The 22,942-nt window shown below is 68.3% G+C and carries 29 protein-coding genes and 1 tRNA gene; 11 read left to right on the plus strand and 19 right to left on the minus strand.

What is annotated here, in order from left to right; genetic code table 11:
• Nucleotides 1-2 precede the first annotated feature (2 nt).
• From Q8K49_RS08765 to Q8K49_RS08810, 10 genes are all read right to left on the minus strand, one after another.
• Complete coding sequence (locus tag Q8K49_RS08765; protein ID WP_305305365.1) at nt 3-233, minus strand: hypothetical protein; 231 nt, start codon at nt 231-233, stop codon at nt 3-5.
• Between the two features lie 85 nt (nt 234-318).
• Nucleotides 319-567, minus strand: a complete 249-nt coding sequence (locus Q8K49_RS08770) for a DUF4170 domain-containing protein (protein ID WP_305305366.1) — start codon at nt 565-567, stop codon at nt 319-321.
• 22 nt (nt 568-589) lie between these two features.
• Nucleotides 590-1,387, minus strand: coding sequence for a 3'(2'),5'-bisphosphate nucleotidase CysQ (locus Q8K49_RS08775; protein WP_305305367.1), 798 nt, complete (start codon nt 1,385-1,387; stop codon nt 590-592).
• Nucleotides 1,384-2,739: a TldD/PmbA family protein gene (locus Q8K49_RS08780; protein ID WP_305305368.1), complete on the minus strand. Its 1,356-nt coding sequence runs from the start codon at nt 2,737-2,739 to the stop codon at nt 1,384-1,386. The genes Q8K49_RS08775 and Q8K49_RS08780 overlap by 4 nt, the downstream gene beginning before the upstream one ends.
• A 40-nt stretch (nt 2,740-2,779) precedes the next feature.
• The gene (locus Q8K49_RS08785) at nt 2,780-3,199 is read right to left on the minus strand and encodes an MAPEG family protein (protein ID WP_305305369.1); all 420 of its coding nucleotides are present in this window, start codon (nt 3,197-3,199) and stop codon (nt 2,780-2,782) included.
• Between the two features lie 7 nt (nt 3,200-3,206).
• Complete coding sequence (locus tag Q8K49_RS08790; RefSeq protein ID WP_305305555.1) at nt 3,207-4,985, minus strand: M14 family metallopeptidase; 1,779 nt, start codon at nt 4,983-4,985, stop codon at nt 3,207-3,209.
• Nucleotides 4,986-5,097: 112 nt separating this feature from the next.
• A complete protein-coding gene (locus tag Q8K49_RS08795; RefSeq protein ID WP_305305370.1) occupies nt 5,098-5,646 on the minus strand; it encodes a hypothetical protein in 549 nt (182 codons plus the stop codon).
• Entirely contained in the window at nt 5,643-6,233 is a 591-nt protein-coding gene (locus Q8K49_RS08800) for a hypothetical protein (protein WP_305305371.1), read from the minus strand. Before Q8K49_RS08800 ends, Q8K49_RS08795 begins: the two co-directional genes overlap by 4 nt.
• A gap of 119 nt (nt 6,234-6,352) precedes the next feature.
• A complete protein-coding gene (locus Q8K49_RS08805; RefSeq protein WP_305305372.1) occupies nt 6,353-6,604 on the minus strand; it encodes a type II toxin-antitoxin system PemK/MazF family toxin in 252 nt (83 codons plus the stop codon).
• A gap of 374 nt (nt 6,605-6,978) precedes the next feature.
• Entirely contained in the window at nt 6,979-8,526 is a 1,548-nt protein-coding gene (locus tag Q8K49_RS08810) for a UbiD family decarboxylase (RefSeq protein ID WP_305305373.1), read from the minus strand.
• 96 nt (nt 8,527-8,622) lie between these two features.
• Between Q8K49_RS08810 and Q8K49_RS08815 the strand changes: the two genes are divergently transcribed.
• Both Q8K49_RS08815 and Q8K49_RS08820 read left to right on the plus strand, forming a co-directional pair.
• Nucleotides 8,623-8,895 (plus strand): type II toxin-antitoxin system Phd/YefM family antitoxin, encoded by a 273-nt coding sequence (locus Q8K49_RS08815; RefSeq protein WP_305305374.1) that lies wholly within the window; start codon nt 8,623-8,625, stop codon nt 8,893-8,895.
• Nucleotides 8,892-9,275 carry a type II toxin-antitoxin system VapC family toxin gene (locus Q8K49_RS08820; protein ID WP_305305375.1) on the plus strand — a complete coding sequence of 128 codons (384 nt, stop codon included), beginning with the start codon at nt 8,892-8,894 and terminating at the stop codon, nt 9,273-9,275. Before Q8K49_RS08815 ends, Q8K49_RS08820 begins: the two co-directional genes overlap by 4 nt.
• Nucleotides 9,276-9,358: 83 nt before the next feature.
• Here Q8K49_RS08820 and Q8K49_RS08825 read toward each other — a convergent pair whose 3' ends face one another.
• Nucleotides 9,359-10,210 (minus strand): aldo/keto reductase, encoded by an 852-nt coding sequence (locus Q8K49_RS08825; protein ID WP_305305376.1) that lies wholly within the window; start codon nt 10,208-10,210, stop codon nt 9,359-9,361.
• Nucleotides 10,211-10,341: 131 nt separating this feature from the next.
• Between Q8K49_RS08825 and Q8K49_RS08830 the strand changes: the two genes are divergently transcribed.
• From Q8K49_RS08830 to Q8K49_RS08840, 3 genes are all read left to right on the plus strand, one after another.
• Nucleotides 10,342-10,581 carry a DUF3297 family protein gene (locus Q8K49_RS08830; protein WP_305305377.1) on the plus strand — a complete coding sequence of 80 codons (240 nt, stop codon included), beginning with the start codon at nt 10,342-10,344 and terminating at the stop codon, nt 10,579-10,581.
• Between the two features lie 106 nt (nt 10,582-10,687).
• Entirely contained in the window at nt 10,688-12,118 is a 1,431-nt protein-coding gene (locus tag Q8K49_RS08835; RefSeq protein WP_305305378.1) for a M20/M25/M40 family metallo-hydrolase, read from the plus strand.
• A gap of 45 nt (nt 12,119-12,163) precedes the next feature.
• A tRNA-Leu gene (locus Q8K49_RS08840) sits at nt 12,164-12,248 on the plus strand.
• 57 nt (nt 12,249-12,305) lie between these two features.
• Here the strand turns inward: Q8K49_RS08840 and Q8K49_RS08845 are convergent.
• A complete protein-coding gene (locus Q8K49_RS08845) occupies nt 12,306-12,488 on the minus strand; it encodes a DUF3606 domain-containing protein (protein WP_300467388.1) in 183 nt (60 codons plus the stop codon).
• Between the two features lie 151 nt (nt 12,489-12,639).
• Between Q8K49_RS08845 and pyk the strand changes: the two genes are divergently transcribed.
• The 3 genes from pyk to Q8K49_RS08860 are packed head-to-tail and all read left to right on the plus strand — an operon-like array spanning nt 12,640 to nt 15,469.
• Nucleotides 12,640-14,070, plus strand: coding sequence for a pyruvate kinase (pyk, locus tag Q8K49_RS08850; RefSeq protein WP_305305379.1), 1,431 nt, complete (start codon nt 12,640-12,642; stop codon nt 14,068-14,070).
• Nucleotides 14,071-14,130: 60 nt separating this feature from the next.
• Complete coding sequence (locus Q8K49_RS08855) at nt 14,131-15,171, plus strand: DNA adenine methylase (RefSeq protein ID WP_305305380.1); 1,041 nt, start codon at nt 14,131-14,133, stop codon at nt 15,169-15,171.
• A gap of 52 nt (nt 15,172-15,223) precedes the next feature.
• A complete protein-coding gene (locus tag Q8K49_RS08860; protein WP_305305381.1) occupies nt 15,224-15,469 on the plus strand; it encodes a hypothetical protein in 246 nt (81 codons plus the stop codon).
• On the opposite strand, the gene Q8K49_RS08865 is transcribed toward Q8K49_RS08860, so the two are convergent.
• The 4 genes from Q8K49_RS08865 to Q8K49_RS08880 form a co-directional block, all read right to left on the minus strand.
• Nucleotides 15,466-16,065, minus strand: a complete 600-nt coding sequence (locus Q8K49_RS08865) for a ribonuclease HII (protein ID WP_370867760.1) — start codon at nt 16,063-16,065, stop codon at nt 15,466-15,468. The genes Q8K49_RS08860 and Q8K49_RS08865 overlap by 4 nt on opposite strands.
• A gap of 65 nt (nt 16,066-16,130) precedes the next feature.
• Nucleotides 16,131-16,718, minus strand: a complete 588-nt coding sequence (locus tag Q8K49_RS08870; RefSeq protein WP_305305382.1) for a DNA-3-methyladenine glycosylase I — start codon at nt 16,716-16,718, stop codon at nt 16,131-16,133.
• 79 nt (nt 16,719-16,797) lie between these two features.
• A complete protein-coding gene (locus tag Q8K49_RS08875; protein WP_305305383.1) occupies nt 16,798-17,151 on the minus strand; it encodes a hypothetical protein in 354 nt (117 codons plus the stop codon).
• A gap of 118 nt (nt 17,152-17,269) precedes the next feature.
• On the minus strand, nt 17,270-17,920 hold the full coding sequence (locus tag Q8K49_RS08880; RefSeq protein WP_305305384.1) for a cyclase family protein: 651 nt from the start codon (nt 17,918-17,920) through the stop codon (nt 17,270-17,272).
• Between the two features lie 123 nt (nt 17,921-18,043).
• On the opposite strand from Q8K49_RS08880, the gene Q8K49_RS08885 reads away from it, so the two are divergent.
• A complete protein-coding gene (locus tag Q8K49_RS08885) occupies nt 18,044-18,271 on the plus strand; it encodes a hypothetical protein (RefSeq protein ID WP_305305385.1) in 228 nt (75 codons plus the stop codon).
• Nucleotides 18,272-18,328: 57 nt separating this feature from the next.
• Here Q8K49_RS08885 and Q8K49_RS08890 read toward each other — a convergent pair whose 3' ends face one another.
• The gene (locus tag Q8K49_RS08890) at nt 18,329-19,117 is read right to left on the minus strand and encodes a folate-binding protein YgfZ (RefSeq protein ID WP_305305386.1); all 789 of its coding nucleotides are present in this window, start codon (nt 19,115-19,117) and stop codon (nt 18,329-18,331) included.
• Nucleotides 19,118-19,148: 31 nt separating this feature from the next.
• The gene (locus Q8K49_RS08895) at nt 19,149-19,370 is read right to left on the minus strand and encodes a hypothetical protein (RefSeq protein ID WP_305305387.1); all 222 of its coding nucleotides are present in this window, start codon (nt 19,368-19,370) and stop codon (nt 19,149-19,151) included.
• 312 nt (nt 19,371-19,682) lie between these two features.
• Here Q8K49_RS08895 and Q8K49_RS08900 point away from each other — a divergent pair, with 312 nt between their 5' ends.
• Complete coding sequence (locus tag Q8K49_RS08900) at nt 19,683-20,642, plus strand: glycosyltransferase family 9 protein (RefSeq protein ID WP_305305388.1); 960 nt, start codon at nt 19,683-19,685, stop codon at nt 20,640-20,642.
• Nucleotides 20,643-20,674: 32 nt separating this feature from the next.
• Nucleotides 20,675-22,006 (plus strand): dihydroorotase, encoded by a 1,332-nt coding sequence (locus Q8K49_RS08905; RefSeq protein ID WP_305305389.1) that lies wholly within the window; start codon nt 20,675-20,677, stop codon nt 22,004-22,006.
• On the opposite strand, the gene Q8K49_RS08910 is transcribed toward Q8K49_RS08905, so the two are convergent.
• A complete protein-coding gene (locus tag Q8K49_RS08910) occupies nt 22,003-22,926 on the minus strand; it encodes an alpha/beta hydrolase (RefSeq protein ID WP_305305390.1) in 924 nt (307 codons plus the stop codon). The genes Q8K49_RS08905 and Q8K49_RS08910 overlap by 4 nt on opposite strands.
• Nucleotides 22,927-22,942: the final 16 nt, after the last annotated feature.

Genomic DNA, 22,942 nt, shown 5'->3' on the forward strand with positions numbered 1-22,942 from the left:
TGTCAGCCCCAGGGGCCGCGCGGCTCGCTCTTTTCAGATGGCGACCGGGGTTCTCCGCCCTCGGCGGCGATCTCGGCCTCGCGACGCGCCTTGCGCTCGGCGTTCCAGGTCTTGAGCCAATGAGATTCACGACGGTTGCCGCGCCAGACGCTGATCCAGAGGACCAGCACCAGCAGCATTGAGGCCAGGGAGGCGATCTCCGTTCCGTCGAAGGTTCGGCCGAACAGGGTCAAGGGCGGGGTTCCTGCAAAGGGGCGTCGGGATCAGGCGCGTCAGTATAGTCCTCAAAGCGCGCCGGGTCGAAACCCGGCTCCGCCGTCAGTGGGCGTGCGTGTCGCCGCGCGGGTCGATCATCCGGTGGGCATGCAGGATAAAGAACCGCATATGGGCGTTGTCGACCGTGGCCTGGGCCCTGGCCTTCCAGGCCTTGCGGGCTTCCTCGTAGTTCGGGAAGGCGCCGACAAACTCGACCTTGGTCAGGTCGCGGAACACCGGGGCGTCAAGGTGGCGCAGCTCGCCGCCGATGACGAGGTGGAGCAGCTGGGGGGAGTCGGTTTCGGCGGTCATGGGGCGTCCGGAGATGAGCGAGCTAGCGGGGCGCCAGCGGAATAGGCGCTGTCCGCCGCACGATCAACGGGTGAAGCGCCGGAGCGCTGCATACAAGACTGTTCTGCCGCGGATCGGCCTGGTTGAAGCGCCAGGCGTGGCCGTGGTGGTCGCTGACCCGGCCGCCGGCCTCCTCGACGATCAGGGCGCCGGCGCAGACGTCCCAGTCCCATTTCGGGGTCAGGTTGATGGCCGCGTCGAAGGCCCCGGCGGCGACGAGCGCCATGCGGTAGGCGATGGCGTTGCGTTTCTCGAACCGCATGGCGGGCCAAGGCTCGATCCAGTGCGGCCCTTCGATCAGCCGGGCGTCGGCCAACACGGAGGCGTCGTCCAGATCGGTGGTGTCAGAGGCGGTGATCGGTCGGCCTTGCAAGAACGCGCCGCCGCCGAGCGTGGCGGTGAAGGTCTCCCCCAGGGCCGGAGCGTGGATCACAGCGGCGACGGGTCGGCCGTCCTCGACCATGGCAATGGGAATGCACCACCAAGGCTTGCCCTTCATATAGGCGACGGTGCCGTCGATCGGATCGACCACGAAAATGCGGCGGTTTGACAGGCGTTCGGCGTTGTCGGCGGTCTCTTCGGACAACCAGCCGTGGTCGGGCCGGGCTGACAGCAGCGCATCCTTGAGCAACTGGTCGACGGCCATGTCGGCCGAGGTGACGGGAGAGCCGCCGGACTTGGACCAAATCTTCAGCCCGGCGTCGCGTTCGGCCAGCGCCAGCCGGCCCGCGGCCTCGGCCGCATCGCGGATCAGGTCGAGATCGGCCGCGAGGTCGCTCATTTGCCGGCGATGGCGACGCCGTCGAACATCAACGACGGACTGTTGAAACTGCCGCGGAATTCCAGGTCCGAGCCCCGCTCAAGCCGCGTCCAGAGGTCAGCCAGATTGCCGGCGACGGTGACGCCGCTGACCGGCCAGACGATCTCGCCGTTCTCGAACCAGAAACCGGAGACACCCGCTGACCAGTCGCCGGTGTTGGCGTTCAGCGAGGGGCCGAACATGGAGGTGACCAGCAGGCCCGTCCCGGCGTCAGCCATCAGTCCATTGAGGTCCCGCTCACCCGGCTCCAGGTGCAGGTTGTGGGTCGAGACGCCGGGCGGTCCGGCAAGGCCGCGCGAGGCGTGGCCGGTCGAGGCGAGTCCCAGCTGGGCGGCGGCGGCGCTGTTCAGCAGCCAGGTGGTCAGGACGCCGTCCTGCACGATCGACTGGCGCGACACGGCCACGCCCTCGTCGTCGAACGGGGTCGAGCCGAGGCCGCGGATGCGGAACGGGTCGTCGATCAGATCGACCCCGGCCGGCAGGATCCGCTGGCCGAGGCGGTCCTTCAGGAACGAGGTGCCGCGCGCGATGGAAGGGCCGGAGATGGCGCCGAGGATGGGCGAGATGACCTGCGCAGCGATGCGGTTCTCGAAGATCACCGGCGCGGTGGTCGAGTCGATCTTGCGCGGTCCGGTGCGGGCCACGGCGCGCCGCCCGGCGAAGTCGCCGATCGAGGCGGCGGAGGGCAGATCGGACAGATGGCGGACGGCGCGGTGTTCGCCTCCGCGCTCCATGGCGCCGTCCTTTTCGGCGATGACGCCGACGCCGAGCGAGAAGGCCGAGCCGTGATAGGCGCCGTCGAAGCCGTGCGAGGTGACCAGCCGCCAGCGGCTGGTCGAGGCCGAGGCGTGGCCGCCTTCGGATTTTGCGACGCCGGGCACCGCCATGGCGGCGGATTCGGTTTCGGCGGCCATGGCTTCGAGGTCAGGGGCGCTGCGCTCGGCGGGGTCAAACAGGTCGAGGTCGGCGAAGGGGCCGCGGGCAAGGCGGTCTCGCGGGGCGAGGCCCGCATAGGGGTCTTCGGGGGCCAGCCGGGCCATGGCCACGGCGCGCTCGACCAGCCGGGCGCGGGTGGCGTCGGACAGGTCCGAGGCGGAGACGACAGCTGAGCGTCGGCCAATGAAGACACGCAGGCCGAGGTCGCGGCTCTCTTCGCGCTCGACGTCTTCCAGCGCGCCGTTGCGGACGCCGACGGACAGGGAGGCGCGCTCGGCCGAGACGGCCTCGGCGGCGTCGGCCCCGGCCCTCAGGGCGGCGGCGACCAGATCGGGCAGGATGTCGGGAGAGGCGGCGGTGTCACGCGGGGAGGTCATGCCCCGATATGGCCGGGCCGCCCCATGGGTGCAACCGCCGTCAGGAGAAGGCGGCGAAGATCAACAGTCCTGCCATGCCAAGGAACGGGACGTAGGTCAGAAGCATACCCAGCATCCGCCCGACCGCCGGCTGCTTCTCCTGCGCCATGCCCCAGGCATGCAACACCCGGCCCAGCAGGAAGGCACCGCCCAGCGCGTGCACGAGCGCCGCGCTGTAAAAGACCGCCACGACGGCCAGGGCGACAAGGGCCAGCGGCATGTATTCGATGGCGTTGCCGAAGGCGCGGGTCGTGGCCGTCAGCTCCGGCTGACCGCCGTCGCCGACCGACACCTTCAGGCGGCGCCGGCCCGTGCTGATCCTCAGCGACAGGAACAGCACGAACAGCAGCGACAGGCCGGTCCACAGGGCGACGGCCATGAAGGCTTCAGTGCGGAAGCCCAGAAACTGTTCGGGGGTCATGGCGGGCTCAGTTCTCGCGGGCCACAGGATAGAGGCGGTAGCGATCATCATAGAACGGAGTTCGCTCGTAGAACCAGCTCAGCCGCGCGTCGCCGTCAGCCGCGAATTCCGGTTCGGCGGCCAGTTTGGCCTCGAATTCGGCTTTCAGCGCGGGGTCGGCGGCCATCATGGCCTCGGCCAGCGGGGCGATGGCGTAGCCCTCGATATATTCGACCCGGCTCAGCACCTCGGGGAACAGGCCCCAGGCGAAGAAGCTCTCCGAAGACTGCGGCTCCAGCAGCAGGACGACGATGTCGCCCAGCGGCTGGTCGGTGGGCACGCGGACCGAGCCGGCGGGGAAGGTCCAGTCCCGGCGCTCGGGTGTGACGTCGGCGACGGTGACGCCGACATGACCTTCGTTGGCGCGGGTCGCCAGCTTCGGCTCGACGAGGCGCAGCATGTCGAGATTGACGGTGCGGGCAGCCGTCACGGTCTCCATCCGGACGCCGTGGAGACGCAGGCGCTCGATGATGTCGGCGCGATATGAGGGCACCCAATAGGCCTCGGGACGCGCCAGGGTCAGGGTCGGGCGCGAACCGTAGAAGGGCAGGAGCCAGGGTTCAGGATCCGGCTCGCCCAGCCAGCGGATTTCGGGGCGGCCCGAGGCGGGGCTGTCGTACATTTCGTAGCGGATGCCCTTGAAGGTCCGGGTGTAGGCCGGGGTCGGGTCGGGCGCGAAATTGGCGGGGATTTCGGCAGGCCGCAGGGCCATGTCGGCGGCGATCGCGGTGCGCAGGGCGGCGCCGTCGGCGGCCAGACGGCGCAGGGCGGCCTCCAGGAAGACATAGGTCCCCAGCACCCGCTGCTCATAGGGCTTCAGGCTGTGGTTCTCGATCAGGATGGTCGGGACATGGGCCGCCGAACCCCAGCCGTTGGAGAACCGCTCGCCCAGGCCGCCGTCGGACAGGCCGGCGCGCGGATCGGCGTCGATGCCGAAGACCAGTTCGCCGGGGATATGGCCTTCAGCCTCAAGCGCGGCGTTGATCGCCGGCTTGAACATCACGTCCAGCCAACGGGCGATGGCGGGCGAACGCGACCAGACGCCGTTCTCGCCGTTGTAACCGTAGGTGACGTCGTACTGGTAATCCATGCCGTCGGTGACGTGGATGTCGACGTGGAGGTCGGGCCGGTATTTGAGGATCAGGCCGCGCACCGCGCGCATCTCGGGCTGGTCCAGTTTCAGATAGTCGCGGTTGAGGTTCTGGTTGGTCGCCGTGTTGCGCCAGCCCTGGATGCGGGGACCGCGCTGGTTGGGCCGGCTGTAGGCGGACGCCCGCTCGTGACCGTCGACCGACAGGATGGGGATGAGGATCAGATTGACCCGGTCGAGCAGGTCGTCCTTGCCGTTGAAGGCGATGTCGCGGAGCAGCATCATGCCCGCGTCCTTGCCGTCGATCTCGCCCGGGTGGATGCCGGCCTGGGCCAGCAGAACGGGCTTGGACGGGTCGAAGGCGGCGCCGTCCTTCGAGGCGATGACGGCGTAGATCGGCCGGCCTTCGGGCGAGACGCCGAACTGTTCGATGCGGATCAGGTCCGAGGCGGCGTCCAGCCGGTCGAACCAGGCGCGGGTATCGGCATAGTTCGGGCTTTCGTCGTGTTCCGCGTCGAGCTCGAAGGCCGTGACCCACGGGTCCGAGGGGCCTCGCAGCAGGGCGCGGCTGGCGCCGTCCCAGGCCGGAGCGGGGGGCAGGAAGGGCTGGTCCCACGGGGCGGCGTCGGGCGCGGGCGGGGACTGGGACTGGGACATTGCGGGACTCGACACGAGGACGGTGAGGGCGAAGAAGATCAGGAAGGAGCGCATCGGGGAGTCCTCGGCCTTTCGTCGTCCGGATTCAAGCGCGCGCCCGGGGTGGGGCCGATCAGCCGACGAAGGCCTGCGCAGCGTCTGTCGAAAGATGCGCCAGCAGCAGGACCAGATTGACGCGCCGGTTCTTGATCAGCATCAGGGCGATCAGCACGGCGAAGAACAGAACGAGCAGCGCCGTCGTGGTCAGATCGAACGCTCTTTGGTCCACCGTCATCACGCGCCAGATCACCCCCACCGCATTGCTGAAAAGGACGCCGCCGAGGACCAGCCGTTTGTGGCTGTCGTAATAGTCGTCCAGCGACGGCCACTCGGACGAATCCTTTGGAAACACCAGGGCCGCCGACAGGAAATACACGAGCGTCATCCCCAGCCCGAGGTAGATCGTGCCGTAGCTGATGGTCACGTCTTGAAAGTTGTTCCAGCCAATCACCCAGAAACTACAGATGTCCAGCAGCACCAGCAGGGCCAGAAGGGGCGTCAACCAGCCGAGCGGCACCACCTTGCGCGCCTGCAGAACATTGGCCAGGCCCGACGCCACCGTCACGAGGGCCAGCCCCATGACCAGGCTGAAGAAGCCGAAGAAGAACTCGAACGCCGTCATGCCGTCGGACCCATGATGCGGGTCAAACCACCGATCACGGCGACGAAGAACTGGGCGAGCAGGAGAACGCCGAGAAGCCACCGGTTCGCCCGCCGCGACCGGACCGCGAAGATCAGGCCCAGCATGCCGAAGAAGAATATCAGCAGCGCCGCGCTCGGCAGCAGGTCCGGCGCGCCCGCCCCTGCGGCCACCGCCCGGCCGAGGCTGTAGCCGACGGCGATGACGTTGGCGACAACCATGCCGCCGACGACCCAGCGCTTGTGGCCGTCATAGTAGTCGTCGAGGTCGGTCCATTCGCCGAGATCGGCGGGGAAGACGACGCTGGCGGCGAGATAATAGGCCAGCGCGATCCCCAGCCCGAAGAACAGCGCCAGTTCGTTGATCTGAAAGTCCCGGAAATTCAGCCAGGCCAGAACCCAGAAGCTGGAAATATCCAGCATCACCACGACGCCGAGCAGGGGCGTCAGCCAGCCGATCCGGAGGCGGCGCCGCGATCTCAACGTGCGCGAAAACCCCTGCGCTACCTCCGCCACCGACAGGCCGAGCAGCAGGCCGTAGAAGCTGAAGAAGAATTCGAAATCGCTCAAACCGGCCCCTCCCCGAGCGCGATTAACGAGTCAGCCTATTGCTGGATCGGCGTTTCGTCACGCGCAATCGGCGCCGGCTCAGTCGTCGAACATCTCGCGCAGGGTGGCCAACACGGCCGTCAGCACACCTTGGGAGCGGCGTCCCCGATGCGACGACCCAGACGGGCGTGAACGATGGCGCGCACCTGATCGGCCGCCGCCGCTCCAGGCTTGCCAGTTACCGACGTGGAAACGCGGAAGCGCCGCTTCTCGCTGCTGGTAAGCGGCACGATCACAGAGCTCCCGTGCCGGTTCAACTGGTCCGGCGATACGACGAGACAAGGTCTGGTCTTGCGGATCTCGGCCCGACGGTCGGATCCAGACTCACCCACCAGACTTCACCCCACCGTACCATTCAGGGCTTGACCACGCCGCTGGCGAACAGCTCCGCGTCGACGCGCGCCATGTCATCCTCCGTCAGCGCATCCCATTCGTCGTCCGGGTCGTTGGTCAGGTCCGCGTCCAGCCATTGGCGTTCTTCCTCGGTCAGGCCGGCCGCAGCGATTGGCCTGGCGTCTTCTTCCCACCCTTCGCGGACCTTTCGCCGCGCGGGGACGATGCTGATTTTCCCGGCTCATAGACGAACTCGACGGCGCCGCCTTCCTGCACGCCAAGGGCCGCGAGGGCGGGCTTGGGCAGGATCACGCCGCCGAATTGCCGATCTTCCTGATCGCGGACGTCATGGCCGTTCTCCGTTGCAACGAAGTTATAACGCGGTCCCCGATTTCCAGATCGGCGCGCCGTCGCCCGGCAGGCCCAGCCGGTCCCAAATCGCCGACACCCGCTGGACCACGGCCTCGTCCATGCGAATCTCCTCGCCCCATTCGCGCTTCGTCTCGGGCGGCCATTTGTCGGTGGCGTCGAGGCCGATCTTGGAGCCGAGGCCGCTCTCCGGGGACGCGAAGTCGAGGTAGTCGATCGGGGTATTCTCGATGACGGTGATATCGCGCGCCGGATCCATCTTGGTGGAGATGGCCCACATGACCTGTTTCCAGTCGCGGGCGTCGATGTCGTCGTCCACGACGATCACCCACTTGGTGTACATGAACTGGCGCAGATAGCTCCAGACGCCCAGCATCACCCGCTTGGCGTGGCCGGGGTAGGCCTTCTTCATCGACACTACGGCGATGCGATAGCTGCAGCCCTCGGGCGGCAGCCAGAAGTCGGTAATCTCGGGGAACTGGGCCCGCAGCAGGGGGATGAAGACCTCGTTCAGCGCTTCGCCCAGCACCGAGGGCTCGTCCGGCGGGCGGCCGGTGAAGGTGGTCAGATAGATGGGGTCCTTCCGCATGGTGATGGCGGTGACCTGGAAGACCGGGAAGGTCTCGACCGAGTTGTAGTAGCCGGTGTGGTCGCCGTAGGGGCCCTCGGGCGCGTGCTCGTCGAACAGGACGTGGCCTTCCAGCACGATCTCGGCATGGGCGGGGACCATCAGCGGGATGGTCCTGCACGGGACCAGTTCGACCTTCTGGCCGCGCAGCAGGCCGGCGAACTGGTATTCCGACAGGGTGTCCGGCACGGGCGTCACCGCGGCCAGGATGGTGCCCGGATCGGCCCCGAGCACGACGGCGCAGGGCAGGGGGCCCTTCTTGCCCGCCTTCTTGTGCCGGGCGTAGTGCTGGGCCCCGCCGCGGTGGGCCAGCCAGCGCATGATGGCCCTGTCCTTGCCCAGCACCTGCATGCGGTAGATGCCGAGGTTGAAGTCGTCCTCGCGGTCGTCGGAGGGGCCTTTGGTGACGACCAGACCCCAGGTGATCAGCGGCGCGGGCTCGCCGGGCCAGCAACCCTGGACGGGCAGGGACGTCAGGTCGATCTGGTCGCCCTTCAGCACCATCTGCTGCACGGGGGCAGTCTTCTTCACCACCTTCGGCCGCATCGACATGACCGTCTGGGCCAGCGGCAGCATCTCCATCGCGTCCGACAGGCCGCGCGGCGGGGTCGGGTTGCGCAGGAAGGCCAGCAGCTCGCCGACCTCGCGCAGCTCGGCGGCGGTGGTGCGCATCTTCTTGTCCATCGTCACGCCCATAGCGACGCGCTTCACCGTGCCGAACAGATTGGCGAGGCAGGGGATCGGGCTGATCGAGCCGTCGGGCATGACGGGCTTTTCGAACAGCACCGCCGGACCGCCGTTGCGCAGCAGCCGGGTCTGGATCTCGGTCATCTCGAGGTGGGTCGAGACGGGCTCGGAGACGCGGACCAGTTCGCCCTCGGCCTCCAGCATGGCCATGAAGTCGCGCAGGGATTTATAGGCCAATGAACCGCTCCGGTGGAGCGGATGGATTAGGCGGACGTGGGCCTTCTGTCACCCGCGACCTTGCCGCACGGGGCCAAGTGGACTAAGTTAGCTAACATGCGCCAGGTCAATATCCACGAAGCCAAGACCAAGCTCTCCGAGCTGATCGCCGCCGTCGAGGCTGGCGAGGAGGTCGTGATCGCGCGCGCGGGCAAGCGGGTGGTGCGTCTGGTGCGCGAGACGCCGGAGCGAAAGGTCTACCGGGAACCCGGCGCGCTCAAGGGTCAGTTGATCTGGGACGAGAAGGCGTGGCGCGAAGGCGACGCGGAAATTCTGGAAATGTTCGAAGCTTCGGCCAACGCGCCTCTGTCCCCTGAGGACAAGCCTTGAGGCCCTACTGGCTGGACAGCAATATTCTGCTCTGGTGGCTGATCGACGACGAGCGGCTGAAGAAGCAGGGAGTCCGGGATCGCCTGCGGTACGCCCGCCGGGTAATGGTCAGCGTCGTCTCGCCATGGGAACTCTGGATCAAACAGGCGACCGGCAAGCTGAACCGCCCGTTTGAGTTCGACGAACAGGTCGTTGCGGCGTGGGGGCTCGAGCTCGTTTCGCCGACCCTGGCCGACGCGCAACTCGCGACACGACTGCCGTTGCTCCACCGTGATCCTTTTGATCGAATGATCGTCGCCCAATCGATCAACCGGCAGGCGACGCTGATCACCAGCGACGAGCAACTGACCCACTACGGCGCCGACGTGGTGCTCCTCTGATCTGAAGCGACGGGTTCAGTAGGTCCGCACATTCGACCCTGGCGCCACAGCGGCAGGTGCACGGCGCGGGCAGCCGCCGCGCTTCAAGTCCATTCCGGGTCCCATTTGAACGCGGGATCAATCCAGTCGCCCAGTCGGCCCTCAGGTCGGGCGAGGGCGTGGATGCGGTCCATCTCCTCGGCCGACAGTTCGAAATCGAAGATGTCGAAACTCTCCTCGGCCCGGCTGATCTTGGAGGTGCGGGGGATGGCGATGACGTTCTGCTGGATCAGCCAGCGCAGGGTCACCTGTCCGGCCGACTTGCCGTGGGCGCGGCCGATCTCGTTCAGGGTGGCGTCGTCGGCGATCTTGCCCTGGGCCAGCGGCGACCAGGCGGTGATCGACGAGCCTAGATCTTTCGCCGTTTCGACCAGCTGCGTCAGCTTGAGGTAGGGGTGGTATTCGACCTGGTTGGTGACCAGCCGGGCCTTTGACAGGCTCTGGGCCCGGCGGAATTCGGCCGACGGGAAGTTGGACAGGCCGATGGTCCGGGTCAGGCCCTGCGCCTGCGCCTCATTCAGCGCCCCGAGGGTTTCCTCGAACGACGGCTCGGTCTTGGGCCAATGCAGCAGCAGCAGATCGGGGGTGAAGCCGAGGCTGGCCGCGCTCTCGCGCGCCTGTTTCAACAGGCCCTCGCGGTCGAAATGGGCGACCCAGATCTTGGTGGTCAGCCAGATGTCCTCGCGGGCGACATGGCTGGCGGCGATGGCGTCGCGGATGCCGTCTCCGACAGCCGCCTCATTGTGATAGATCCAGGCGGTGTCGATGTGGCGATAGCCGATGCGCAGGGCCTCGGCCACCATGGTCCGGGCGACCTCGGGCGTCAGGTTCCAGGTGCCGAACCCCAGCAGGGGAATGGCGTGGCCGTCGATGGTGATGGCGGGCTGGTCGGTCATGGGAGGCTCCGGAGGGGAAGGCGCTTACCTATGCCGCTGCGGACCGCGATCAAGGCGCGAGCGTGAAAGCCTTGGACGATCCGCGCGGTTCCGCTAAAGCCGCTGCCGTTCCTCCCGCTTCGAGCCTCGCCATGACCGACGTCCTTCCCGACCGCCTCTGTGTCGATCCCGACAGCCCGTTCCATGACGCCGACCTGCTGGCCAAGGGGATCGGCGTACGCTTCAAGGGCGAGGAAAAGACCAATGTCGAGGAATACTGCATCTCCGAGGCCTGGGTCCGCCTGGCCGTCGGCAACCGCGTCGATCGCCGCGGCAAGGCCCTGACGGTCAAGCTGCAGGGTCCGGTCGAGGCCTGGGTCAAGGGCGAGTAGGTCCGCGCGCCCTTATGGGGCGTTCGAAAAAACTCTGACGCGGACCGCTTGTCCGCTTCCCTCGCAAGGTTCAGGTTCCGGCTCCCCCTCGAGTCCCGGAGCCGTCATGCGTCTGTCCGTTCGTCTTCTCGCCGCCAGCGCCCTGGCCCTGACCCTCGCCGCGGCGCCCGCCGTGGCCCAGGACGCCGCCACCATCCAGCGGGCGGAAACGATTCGCGATGCGGCGCTGAACCAGAACATCGCCCTCGACTATGTCACCCAGCTGACCACCCGGTTCGGCGCGCGGCCGGCGGGGTCGAAGGCCGAGCAGGACGCCTCGGCCTGGGCGGCCGACTATATGCGGGCCCAAGGCTTCCAGAACGTGCGCATCGAACAGTTCCCGCTGGTCGGCTGGGAGCGGGGCGAGGAGAGCGGCTCGATCATCGGCGCCCGGCCGCAGCGGCTGGTCCTCGCCGCCCTCGGTCATTCGCCCGGCACCAACGGCGTCATCGAGGCCGAGGTGGTGCGGTTCGACAGCCTTGAGGCGCTGAACGCCGCCCCGGCCGGGTCGCTGGCGGGCAAGATCGCCTATGTCGACGCCGGCCAGATGGTGCGGATGCAGGACGGTTCGGGCTACGGCCCGCTGACGCGGATCCGGGGCGCGGGACCGGGCGCGGCGGCGGCCAAGGGGGCGGTGGCCTTCATCATGCGCTCGGCCGGTTCGGACGATCACCGCATGCCGCACACCGGCACCACCCGCTATGTCGATGGCGTCGTGCCCCTGCCGGGCTTCGCCCTGGCGGCGCCGGACGCCGACACGGTCTCGCGCCTGATCGCCATGGGCGAGACGGTGCGCATCCGTCTGTCCTCGACCGCCCACACCTATCAGACGGTCAGCCAGAATGTGATCGGCGACATTCCCGGCCGCTCGCGGCCCGAGGAGATCATCGTCCTGGGCTCGCACATGGACAGCTGGGACCTGGGCACGGGCGCGATCGATGACGGCGCCGGCGGGGCCATCACCCTGGCGGCGGCCAAGGCCATCCGCGACAGCGGCCGCCGCCCGGCGCGGACCGTCCGGGTCGTTCTGTACGGCTCGGAAGAGGTGGCCCAGCCCACCGACACCGGCAACGGCGGCGGCGCCTATCTGCGCGGCATCGGGACGGCGGTGGAGCAGCACATTATCGCCGGCGAGAGCGATTTCGGCGCCGACCGGGTCTATGCCCTAGGCCTGCCGCCCGGCGCGCAGGGGTCGGAGTTCGCTCGGGCCGCGGCGCGGGTGATGTATCCGATCGGCGTCCTGTCCTCGAACCAGCCGGAACTTCACGGCGGCGCTGATATCGGACCGCTGGCGGGTGCCGGCGTGCCGGTGTTCGGTCTGAACCAGGACGGGACCCGCTATTTCGACCTGCACCACACCGCCGACGACACCGTGGACAAGATCGATCCGGCGCAGATGAGCCAGAACGTGGCGGCGTGGGCGGCGCTGGTGTGGCTGATCGCGGATTCAGAGGTGGACTTCCGGGCAATGCGGCCGGTGGCGGAAGCGGCGCACTGATCGCATGGCCGAAGAGGCCGGGCGCTGCTAGATCACGCCGCAGCCGCGAGCGTGGCGAAACTGGTAGACGCAAGGGACTTAAAATCCCTCGACTTCGGTCATGCGGGTTCGACCCCCGCCGCTCGCACCACGGCCTCAACAGCACCGCTCGTCCCCACGAACGCGGGGATGAGCGGACGGGACGTGCCTACCGCTTCTTGCCCAGTTCGGCGGCGATGTCCTTGATCATACGGCCGGCCTTGCGGTGGGCGGCGGCAAGCTGGTCGCGGGTCACGCCCCAGCGCTTCATCCAGTGTTCAACGGCCTGGCGTTCGGACATGTCCAGCCGGTCCCGGTCGATGAAGCCGCGCTTGTCTTTCAGGCCTGCCATGGTCCGCTCCGTTGCTCGGCGTGAGGTAGCGCGAAAAGCGGTCCTGCGCGACCGCTCGCCATAACTTCGTGTTTCTCCCACCGAACCGGACTCAACCGGGCGCGCTTTCATGGCAGAAGAGGGAATCGCCCTCCCGCCCTATGGATATTCGATGAAACGATCCCGGCGCGCCCGTATCGTCGCGACCCTGGGACCCGCCAGCCGGGCACCCGGCATGGTCAAGGCCCTGGCCCAGGCCGGGGTCGATGTCTTCCGTCTGAATTTCAGTCACGGCACGCATGAGGATCACGCCGCGGCGCTGAAGGCCGTGCGCGGGGCGGAACTGGCGCTTAAACGGCCGCTGGGGGTGCTGGCCGACCTGCAGGGGCCCAAGCTGCGCCTCGGCAAGTTCAAGGATGTCGAGATCGACATCAAGCCGGGCCATAAAATGCGTTTCGACCTCGATGCGACGCCCGGCGACGCGACGCGGGTGCAGATGCCGCATCCGGAAATCTTCAAGGCCCTGCGCACCGGCATGCTGCTGCTGCTCGACGACGGCCGGGTGCGGCTGCGGGTCAATGAACGCGCCGACGATTGGGCCGATGTCACGGTCGAGAGCGGCTCCAAACTGTCGGACCGCAAGGGCGTCGCCGTGCCCGAGGCGGTCGTGCCGGTCTCGGCCCTGACGCCCAAGGACCGCGAGGACCTGGCCTTCGCCCTGCGCATCGGCGTCGACTGGGTGGCGCTGAGCTTCGTGCAGAAGGCCGAGGACATGGCCGAGCTGAAGCAGATCGTGAAGGGCCGCGCCGCCTGTCTGGCCAAGATCGAAAAGCCCCAGGCGCTGCTCGAGCTGGAGAGCATCCTCGACTACTGCGACGGGGTCATGGTGGCGCGCGGCGATCTGGGCGTGGAGTTGGAGCCGGAGGAGGTTCCGGTGGCCCAGAAACAGATCATCCGCGCCGCCCGCCAGCGCGGGGTGCCGGTGATCGTGGCCACCCAGATGCTGGAGTCGATGACCGCGTCACCGGCTCCGACCCGGGCCGAGGCGTCGGACGTGGCCAACGCCGCCTATGAGGGCGCCGACGCCCTGATGCTGTCGGCCGAGACGGCCTCGGGCGACTATCCGCTGGAATCGGTCGGGGTGATGAGCCGGATCATCGAACGGGTCGAAAAGGACCCGATGTGGCCCAGCCTGATGGATGCTGAACACGCCGGCATGGATGATTTTGACGCCGACGCCCTGGTGGCCGCCGCGCGCAAGGCGGCGGAGGCCCAGTCGACGGCCTGTATCGTGGTCTTCACCACCTTGGGCGGGACGGCGCGGCGGATGGCGCGCGAGCGGCCGTTGCAACCGGTGCTGGCCCTGACCCCCAAGCCCGAGACGGCGCGGCGGCTGGCGCTGGTGTGGGGGCTGGAGACACGGCTGGGCAAGGAGCCGACTTCGCTGGAGGACGTCACCGAGGACGCCGTCAACTGCGCGGTCGAATACGACATGGCGCAACCGGGCCAGCGCATCCTGATCCTCGCCGGAACGCCCTTCGGCGCGCCGGGGGCTGCGAATCTGCTGCGACTGGCCCATGCTCCGGCGAAGGCGAAGCGCTGAGGGGTTCCCCCTCCACCGCTTCGCGGTCCCCCTCCCCCTGAGGGGGAGGAGACGGTCGGCATGATCAAATATATCGGCTCGAAGCGTGCGCTGCTGACCCAGATCGCGACCGCGATCCGCGGGCGGCTACCCGACGGGGGGACGGTCTGCGACCTGTTCTCCGGCTCCGCCCGGGTCGGCCATGCGCTGAAGGGGTCTGGCTACCGGGTCTGGTCGAACGATCACAACGCCTATGCCCACATCCTCGCCACCGCCTATGTGCAAGCCGACCGCGAACGCTGGCTGGAGCGGGCCGAGGCGGTGCTGGCGGAACTGCGTACGGTGACGCCGCAGGCCGGCTGGTTCACCAAGGCCTTCTGCGAGGACGCCCGCTATTTCACGCCTGAGAACGGCGCCGCAATCGACGCCACGCGCGACCGGATCGCGGCCCTGGCGCTGGAGCCGGAGCTGGAGGCCGTCGCCCTGGTCAGCCTGATGGAGGCCGCCGACCGGGTAGATTCCACGGCCGGCCTGCAGATGGCTTACATGAAGCAATGGGCGGCGCGGGCGCTCAAACCCCTCGAACTGCGGATGCCCGACATCCTGCCGGGCGTGGCGGGCGGGCCGTGCAAGGCGACGCGTCGGGACGCGGTCGAACTGGCGCCCGAGGTCGAGGCCGACCTCGTCTATCTGGATCCGCCCTACAACCAGCATTCCTATCTCGGCAACTACCATTGCTGGGAGAGTCTGATCCTGTGGGACCGGCCGGAAACCTACGGGATCGCCAACAAGCGGATCGATGTCCGCACCCGCAAGAGCGCCTTCAACAGCAAGCCCGGCATCGCCCCGGCCCTGCGGGCGGTGATCGAGGGGCTGAAGGCCCCGAACCTGATCGTCTCGTTCAACGATGAGGGCTACCTGGGCCGCGACCAGCTGGTTGAGATGCTGTCGGGCCGGGGGGAAGTGCAGGTCATCGAGATCGCTCGTCCCCGGTACGTCGGCGCCCGCATCGGCATCCACAATCCCAAGGGCGAAAAGGTCGGGGCGGTGGGTCGGCTGAGGAACGTCGAATATCTGTTCGTGGTCAGCGAACGGCCGGTCAGCCTGGCGGACGCGGCCTGATCCGGGAACGGGTGTTTGATGAGGCCGTTAGGTGGGCATGGAAATGTCGCCCATGCAGTCCGCCCGTCGTCTTGAAGGCGTCCGCGCCTATGGTCGCACCGTCGATGCCTTTGATACCGTGGCCTGGCGTCCGCCGTCGACGGCCCGGTTCGATACGCGGCTGGCCAACGATCCGGCGGTGCCTGAACCGACGCTGAAGGAGCTGATCGCCGCGCTGCCGGGCTGGGTGACCGTGGTCGCGGGCGGTCTGATCGCGGCCCTGATGGGTGCCCTTCTGGGCGGGGCGCTCGCGGTCTAGATTTCCAGCAGGGCCCGGATCGGGGCCCAGCTGCGGCGATGCGCGGGGCAGGGGCCGAGCGCCTTCAGGGCGGCGGAATGCACCGGTGCGTTGTAGCCCTTGTGGCCGGCGAAGCCGTAGCCGGGATACTCCGCGTCCAGTTCCACCATAAGCCGGTCCCGCGCCGTCTTGGCCAGGATCGAGGCCGCGGCGATCGACAGGGACAGGCCGTCCCCGCCGACCACGGTTCGCACCTCGCACGGCAGTTTGAAGCGGTAGTTGCCATCCACCAGCGCCGCGACCGGCTGGACCGACAGCGCCTCGATCGCCCGGCACATGGCGAGGCCCGTCGCATGCAGGATGTTCAGCTCCGCGATCTCCTCGACCGAGGCGGAACCGACGCCCCAGGCGACGGCGCGGGCCTTGATCTCGATCTCGAGCGCCTCGCGCCGGGCGTGGGTCAGGGCCTTGGAGTCGTCGATGCCCTCAGGCAGGTCGTCGGGGTTGAGGATCACCGCCCCCGCCGATACCGGCCCGGCCCACGGCCCGCGCCCGGCCTCGTCGACGCCGCAGACGGGTCCGCCGCTGGCCTGGATCAGAAGGATTTCAAGACCCAGCGTCGGGAAGACGCGCGCGACCTTGGCCGGAGGTTTTGCTTTTGCGGGTCTTTTGGGAGTGGTGGTCACGACCCGGCCATCGCACGAACCTGCCGGTGACGGAAGCATTCGACGCCGTGGTCGTTGACCATGCCCACAGCCTGCATGAAGGCATAGACTATCACGGGACCGCAGAAGGTGAAGCCGCGCTTCTTCAGCGCCTTGGCCATGGCTTCGGACGCGGGCGTAGCGACGGGCCGGGCGCCGCTGTCGGTCCATGCGTTCTGGATCGGGGCGCCGCCCACGAAGGACCAGAGCCACGCGCTGAAGTCCTCGCCGTTGTCGCGCATCTCGAGCCAGATTCGCGCGCCCATGATGGCGCTGTTGATCTTGGCCCGCGAGCGGATGATACGGGCTTCTCCCAGCAGCCGCTCGATGTCGGCTTCGCCGTAGCGGGCGATCGTCTCCGGCTCGAAACCGTCGAAGGCGTCGCGCATGCCCTCGCGCTTCCTCAGGATGGTGATCCAGGCCAGACCCGCCTGGAAGCCGTCCAGAACCAGCTTCTCCCACAGGGCGCGGGCGTCATACTCGGGCACGCCCCATTCCTCGTCGTGATAGGCGACGTACAGCGGATCGGTCCCGCACCAGGCGCAGCGGTGGAGTGAGTCGAGCATGAGGGCAGCGTAGCGGATCGGGCGCAAAAAAGGGGCCGCCCCCGGAGGCGCGGCCCTGATCTTCGGTTGGTTCGGCCGATCAACCGGCGCTGTAGCGATACTCGGTGATCTGGCAGACGTTGATGCGGTAGCGCTCCAGCTCGTCGCCGTCGGCGAAGCGGGCCTTGAAGTCATAGATGCAGGCGCCCGAACCGTCGTCGATGTTGATCCGGACCGAGGCGCCGGCCAGCAGCACGTCCTGTCCGAGGATGTCTTCCTGCCAATCGTCCTCGCCCGAGCTCGAGGCGTAGAAATGGGTCATGGTGACGCCGGTGGCGTTGATGATGCGAACACGACGGTCCTGGCCATCGTTGGACTGGAAGCCCATCGTCCCGAAAGCGACAGCCGATATGGCGGTCGCCAGTACGGCGCGGCGTGCGAGAGCCTTGAACATATTACTGATCCTTTGAGAGATGCGCCCCCTGCGCCCTTCCTGCGTATCACCGATGGGTGAACCGCGTCGAGAAGATGGCGCAATAATTCGACTGGCGCTGAAAATCCTTGAATCGCCGTCAGCCCATTTCGGCGAACGCCCGTACCGGAAATGTTCCGAACGCCTTGACCTTCGGCGGGGCGGCGGTGAAGCGGAATCCGGCGTCAGGCAGCAACTCCAGGCCGCGCATATGTTCGCAGATCGGGATGCCGGCGCCGAGCAGAAGTGTGTGCGTCGGCCGGGTGCGGGTGCGGGTGTCGTCGATATTGTGGGAGTCGATGCCCACCAGCGCCGCGCCGGCTTCGACCAGCAGGGCGGCCGCGGCTTCGGTCAAGAAGGGGTGGTCCTCAAAATAGGCCTCGGTGCGCCAATGACGGGCCCAGCCGGTGTGGACCAGCACGGCCTTGCCGCACACGTCCAAATCGGCGAACCGGTTGGCGTCGATCGCTTGAACGTCAGGGACGCGGACCACGAGGCCGGGCAGGGCGGCGACGCGCTCGAGGCCGACGTCGCTCAGATCCTCGCCGTCGGCGTAGCGGTGAAAGGGCGTGTCCAGATAGGTGCCGGTGTTGCCGACCATTTCGATGCGCCCGATCTGGAATTCGGTTCCGGCGTCGTAGTTGGCGCGTGAGGCCTCGCGGCTCAGATGGTCGCAGACCAGCGGCGCGGGCAGGCCTTTGTAGGTGATCATGCCGTCCTCGATGGTGTGGCTGAGGTCGATCAGCGGCATGCGGGGGCTCCCTGACTGGAAAACCCGATGATGATGGCCCCGTCGGCCGGGGTCAAAGCGCAATCGGACTGGACAAGTCATGGCCAAGCCTGAACAACCGTATCTCCCATAAGGAGGATTTCCATGCGTATCGCCCTGTTCGCCGCTGCCGCGGCCGCCCTTGCCCTGACGGCCTGCTCGCCGAAGACTGAAGAGAACGCCGCCGCTACCGCGGACGCGGCCGGCGAGACGGTCGCCTCGGCCGCCAACGACACCGCCGCCAACGTCGACGCGGCGGCCGACAATACCGCCGTTGCAACCAACCAGGCGGCCGAGAATGTCGACGCCGCCATCAAGACTCCCGCCGAGTAATCGACCCACGACCACAAAGAGACGCGCCCGAAGTCCGCTTCGGGCGCGTTTTTCGTTCTAGGGGCCGGACCAGTCCGGCCGCCGGACCTTGACCCGCCGCCCATCGGCGGTCAGGTCGCCCCCGATCCGGTCGAGCCGCAGCAGGGCCATGGCTGCGCCGTCGCGCCCGCTGAGCACCTCGCCGGCGCGCAGCTCGCCGTTGAGCACCTCGGCCCCGAAGGGGAGCAGGGGGCCGTCAAAGGCGAGGGGCAGCATGCGGGTCTTGATCGCCCCCCGCCGCTTCATGCGCGAGGTGGTCTCCTGGCCGACGAAACAGCCCTTCTGGAAGTCGATGCCGTTCAGCAGGTCGAAATTCGCCTCGATTGGAAAGGTCCTGTCGGACGGGCAGTCGGCGGCAGGCTCGGGGACGCCGACGGACAGACGGTGAGCCTGATAGTCGTCCTCGGTCGCGTCTGTTGCGACGCCGTCGCCATAGCGCCGCCCTCCGAGAGCGGGGACGCGCGGGTCGGCGGTGAAACCATCGGCCGCGCCGCTCCAGGCCGCGAAGACGGGGCGGTCGTCCGCCTCGACCGCGACCTGGGCCCGCAGCCGATACATGGCCAGCCGCTGTAGCAGCGCGTCGCGCCGGTCGGCGGCGACATCGAGCACGACGGCGTCCGCCTCGCCCCACAGAAACAGGTCGAACAGCAGCCGCCCCGGCGGGGAGAGCAGGGCGCCGAAGCGCAGGTCGCCGGGGGTGAGGGTCTCGACGTCCTGGGTGAGCAGAGTGTGCAGGAAGGGGCGGGCGTCCGGGCCCGAGACCCGGATCAGGGCGCGGCTCTCGAGGTGGGCTATACGGGCGGTCATGGGGTCTAGATAGGGTGCCGCGGCTCCGTTCCTACAGGCACGTGCCCCAAGTTGGTGCGGCGGGACGGGCGACCAACGCATCAATACCGGTTCTCAACTCGACCGGATCGACCCGGCCCAGATGTTCGAACATCTCCAAGGCGTCACCCCGGCAGAGTTCCGCTTCAGGTGCGCCGACGTGGGCCTGTTCTGATTTGAACTGCGCGATCTGCTCGGGCGTGAGCTCCGAATTGGCCTGGACGTAGTCGTCCAACCTTTGGACGGTCCGGCGCAGCTCCGCCTGTGCCTCCGGGTAACGGTCCGGGGGCGCAGCGGCGCCCGACCTCCTCGACCAGACTGTAGATGGCCCAAGCGCAGATGACGCCCTCGCCGGGAGGGGCTTCATGCGCAACTTGGGGAGTAGGCGAGGCGAATGCCGCGCACATCAACAGGGTGAGTGCGCCAGCTGTCCAGACAGATCGAACTTTCATGGAATCTCCCTCGTCCACAGCGAACTTACGCATATGTCGCGGGAACGCGACCCCGGCGACGCTGACAGACCGAGAATCCGTATACGGTCCAATCCATGGCCGGACGGTTCCCCATCCTCTACATCGCCGAGGCGGACGCGAGCGACGCGATCCTGTCATCGGGGGTGCTCGCCTATATGGTCGAGGCCATGCCGCAGGCGAGCTTCACGGTTGTCGGATCGCCGAAGAGCGCGGCCCTGTTCGCCGATACGCCGCGGCTGGACCGGCTGATCGTGCTGGAGCGCGACAGCCGACTGGATTGGTTGGGTTTGTGGAACAAGGTGCGGGAGACGCGTTGGGGGCTGGTCGTCGACATGCGGGGCACTACCCTGTCGGCCAAGCTGAAGCGGCAGAAGCGGGCCGTGCGCGGCGCTTGGGAGGCCGGGGTCCATGCGGTGGAGCAGGCGGCGCGGGTGCTGCAGCTTGAGGATGTCCCGGGGCCGAAACTGTTCGTCTCAGAGATCTCGCAGGCGGCCGCGGACGCCCTGATCCCCACGGAAGATGTTCCCCTGCTCGCCATCGGCCCCGGCGCGGACTGGATGGGCAAGGTCTGGCCGTCGGAACGCTACGCCAAGGTGGCGGTCGCCATGGTCGGCGACGGGGGACCTCTGGAGGGCGGGCGGGTGATCGTGGTCGGCGACGACAACGCCCGCGACGCGGCCCACGTCATCCGCCTGTCGCTGCCGCGCAACCGGGTGACCGAGCTTCAGGGCAGGTTGAGCCGGCTGGAGACGGTCGCGGCCCTCGGGCGGGCGGCGCTCTATGTCGGGGCGGATACGATCTGGACTGACCTGGCCGTGGCCGCCGGGGCACCGGTGGTGGCGGCGTTCGGGCCGTCGGACGAGGTGGAGCACGGCCCATGGGGGGGGATTGCGGTGCGCGGTCCCCGCTCGGTCGATGAGTTCCGCAAGATCGACCCCAACCTGAATCAGGCCATCCAGCACATGAACGACCTGCCGGCAGACCGGGTGCTGAAGGCGGCGACGAAGCTGCTGGCCGAGCGCGCGACGGCCTAGATCGTTCAGGCGCGTAGGGGTATGGGACGCGCATGACCCAGACTTACGACCTGATCGTCCGCGGCGGCGAAGTGGCCAATCACGCGGGCCGCGGCATGGCCGATGTCGGCGTGACCGATGGCAGGATCGTCTTCATCGGCGACCTGTCGCAGGCTTCGTCGGGTGAGGTGGTGGACGCTCATGGCCTGACCGTCCTGCCCGGCGTCATCGACACCCAGGTCCATTTCCGCGAGCCTGGGCTGGAGTGGAAGGAGGACCTCGAGAGCGGCTCGCGCGCCGCCGCTCTTGGCGGGGTAACCGCCGTGTTCGAAATGCCGAACACCGAGCCCTCGACCACCGACCCGGACGCCCTGGCCGACAAGCTGGTCCGCGCCCGCGACCGGATGTGGACGGACCACGCCTTCTACATCGGCGGCACCCACGGCAATGCGAAATACCTCGCCGAGCTGGAGCGGCTGCCGGGCTGCTGCGGGGTCAAGGTGTTCATGGGCGCCTCGACGGGGACCCTGCTGGTCGCAGACGACGACGGCGTGCGCGAGGTGCTGCGCCATGTGAAGCGGCGCGCCACCTTCCATTCCGAGGATGAGTACCGGCTGGTTGAGCGGCGGCCGCTGGCCCGGCCCGGCGACTGGACCAGCCACCCCGAGGTGCGCGACGCCGAGAGCGCGATTCGTTCGACGCGGCGGCTGGTGGGCCTGGCGCGGGAGGTCGGCGCCCGGATCCATGTGCTGCACGTTTCGACGGCGGAGGAGGTCCGTTTCCTGGCCGATCACAAGGATGTGGCCACCGCCGAGGCGACGCCGCAGCATCTGACCCTGGACGGGGACGAGGCCTATGAGCGGCTCAAGGGCTATGCCCAGATGAATCCGCCGATCCGCAACGCGACCCATATCGCGGGCCTGTGGACCGGGATCGAGCAAGGAGTGTTCGACGTGCTCGGCTCGGACCACGCCCCGCACACGATCGAGGAGAAGGCCAAGCCCTATCCGGCCTCGCCGTCAGGGATGCCGGGCGTTCAGACCCTGGTGCCAGTGATGCTGACCCATGTCGCCCACGGCCGCCTGAGCCTGGACCGGTTCATCGACCTGACCTCGCACGGGGCCAACCGGGTGTTCGGTATCGCCGGCAAGGGCCGGATGGCCGAGGGCTATGACGCGGACCTGACGATCGTGGACCTGAAGGCCCGACACGTCATCCGCCATGCGGACATGGCCAGCCGCTGCGGCTGGACCCCGTTCGACGGCTTTGAGGCGACGGGTAAGGCGGTGGCCACAATCGTGCGCGGCCGGGTGGTGATGAGGGACGGCGCGCTGATCGGCTCGGCCCATGGGCGACCGGTGCGGTTTCAGGAGACGCTGGCCTAGCGCGGCTGCAGGATGAAGCCCGCCACGTCGTCGACGACGCCCGGCGCCAGCGGCAGGGTCGGGTCGCTGTAGGTGGCGAGGTTGGCGGCGCGGTCGGCGGGCGCGATCTTCAGCTGGTGGTTGACTCCCTCCCAAATCGCCAGACGGGCGTCGGGACGGGCGGCGGCCAGGGCCCTCGCGTCGGTCAGGCCGACCTGGATGTCCGTCGTACCCTGACCGATCATCACCGGCCCGTCCCAGGCGGCGACCATTTCAGCGGGGTCCAGCGGCAGCCACGAGATCATGTAGGGCTGGACTGAGGGGCGGAACAGGGCGGCCAGCTGCGGCGGGACGTCCGTGACCGGGCGTCCGGCTTCGAGCTCGGCGAGGATGGCCATGGCCTGCCCCCGGAGGGGTTCGGGGGCGTTGGCCAGTTGCTCGCGCAGGACCGCGCCAACCGGCCGGCCCGCTCCGGACAGCAGCACGAGGCCGCAGACGGCGTCGTCACCGCGGGCCACGGCGGCCAGGGCGACCAGCGCACCCTCGCTGTGCCCGATCAGCCAGGCGCAGGGTTGGCCGGTCAGCCGGGCGGCCTCGGCGGCCCAGGCGCGGGCGTCATCCGAGTAGTCGGTGAAGCGCAGGTCCGCTTCCGCCATACCGGGGTAGGCGCTTGCGCCGACGCCGCGCTTGTCCGCGCGGACTGTGGCGACGCCGTGGGCGGCCAGACCCTCAGCGAGCAGACGGTAGCTGGAGGCCGAGACCCCGAGCGGGCTGTTCCCGTCCCGGTCGGTGGGACCGGAGCCGGCGATAATCAGGGCGACGGCCCGGGTCGAACCTTCCGGAGCCAGCAGGGTCCCATGCAGCGGGGCGGGCTCTGACGGCAGGACGACCGGCGCAGCGACCGGGTCGGACAGGAGGGCGGCGAGAATCAGGCTGAGCATGGCGGGTCTCCGTGGC

This window comes from Brevundimonas sp., from assembly GCF_030682035.1.
Classification (GTDB): domain Bacteria; phylum Pseudomonadota; class Alphaproteobacteria; order Caulobacterales; family Caulobacteraceae; genus Brevundimonas.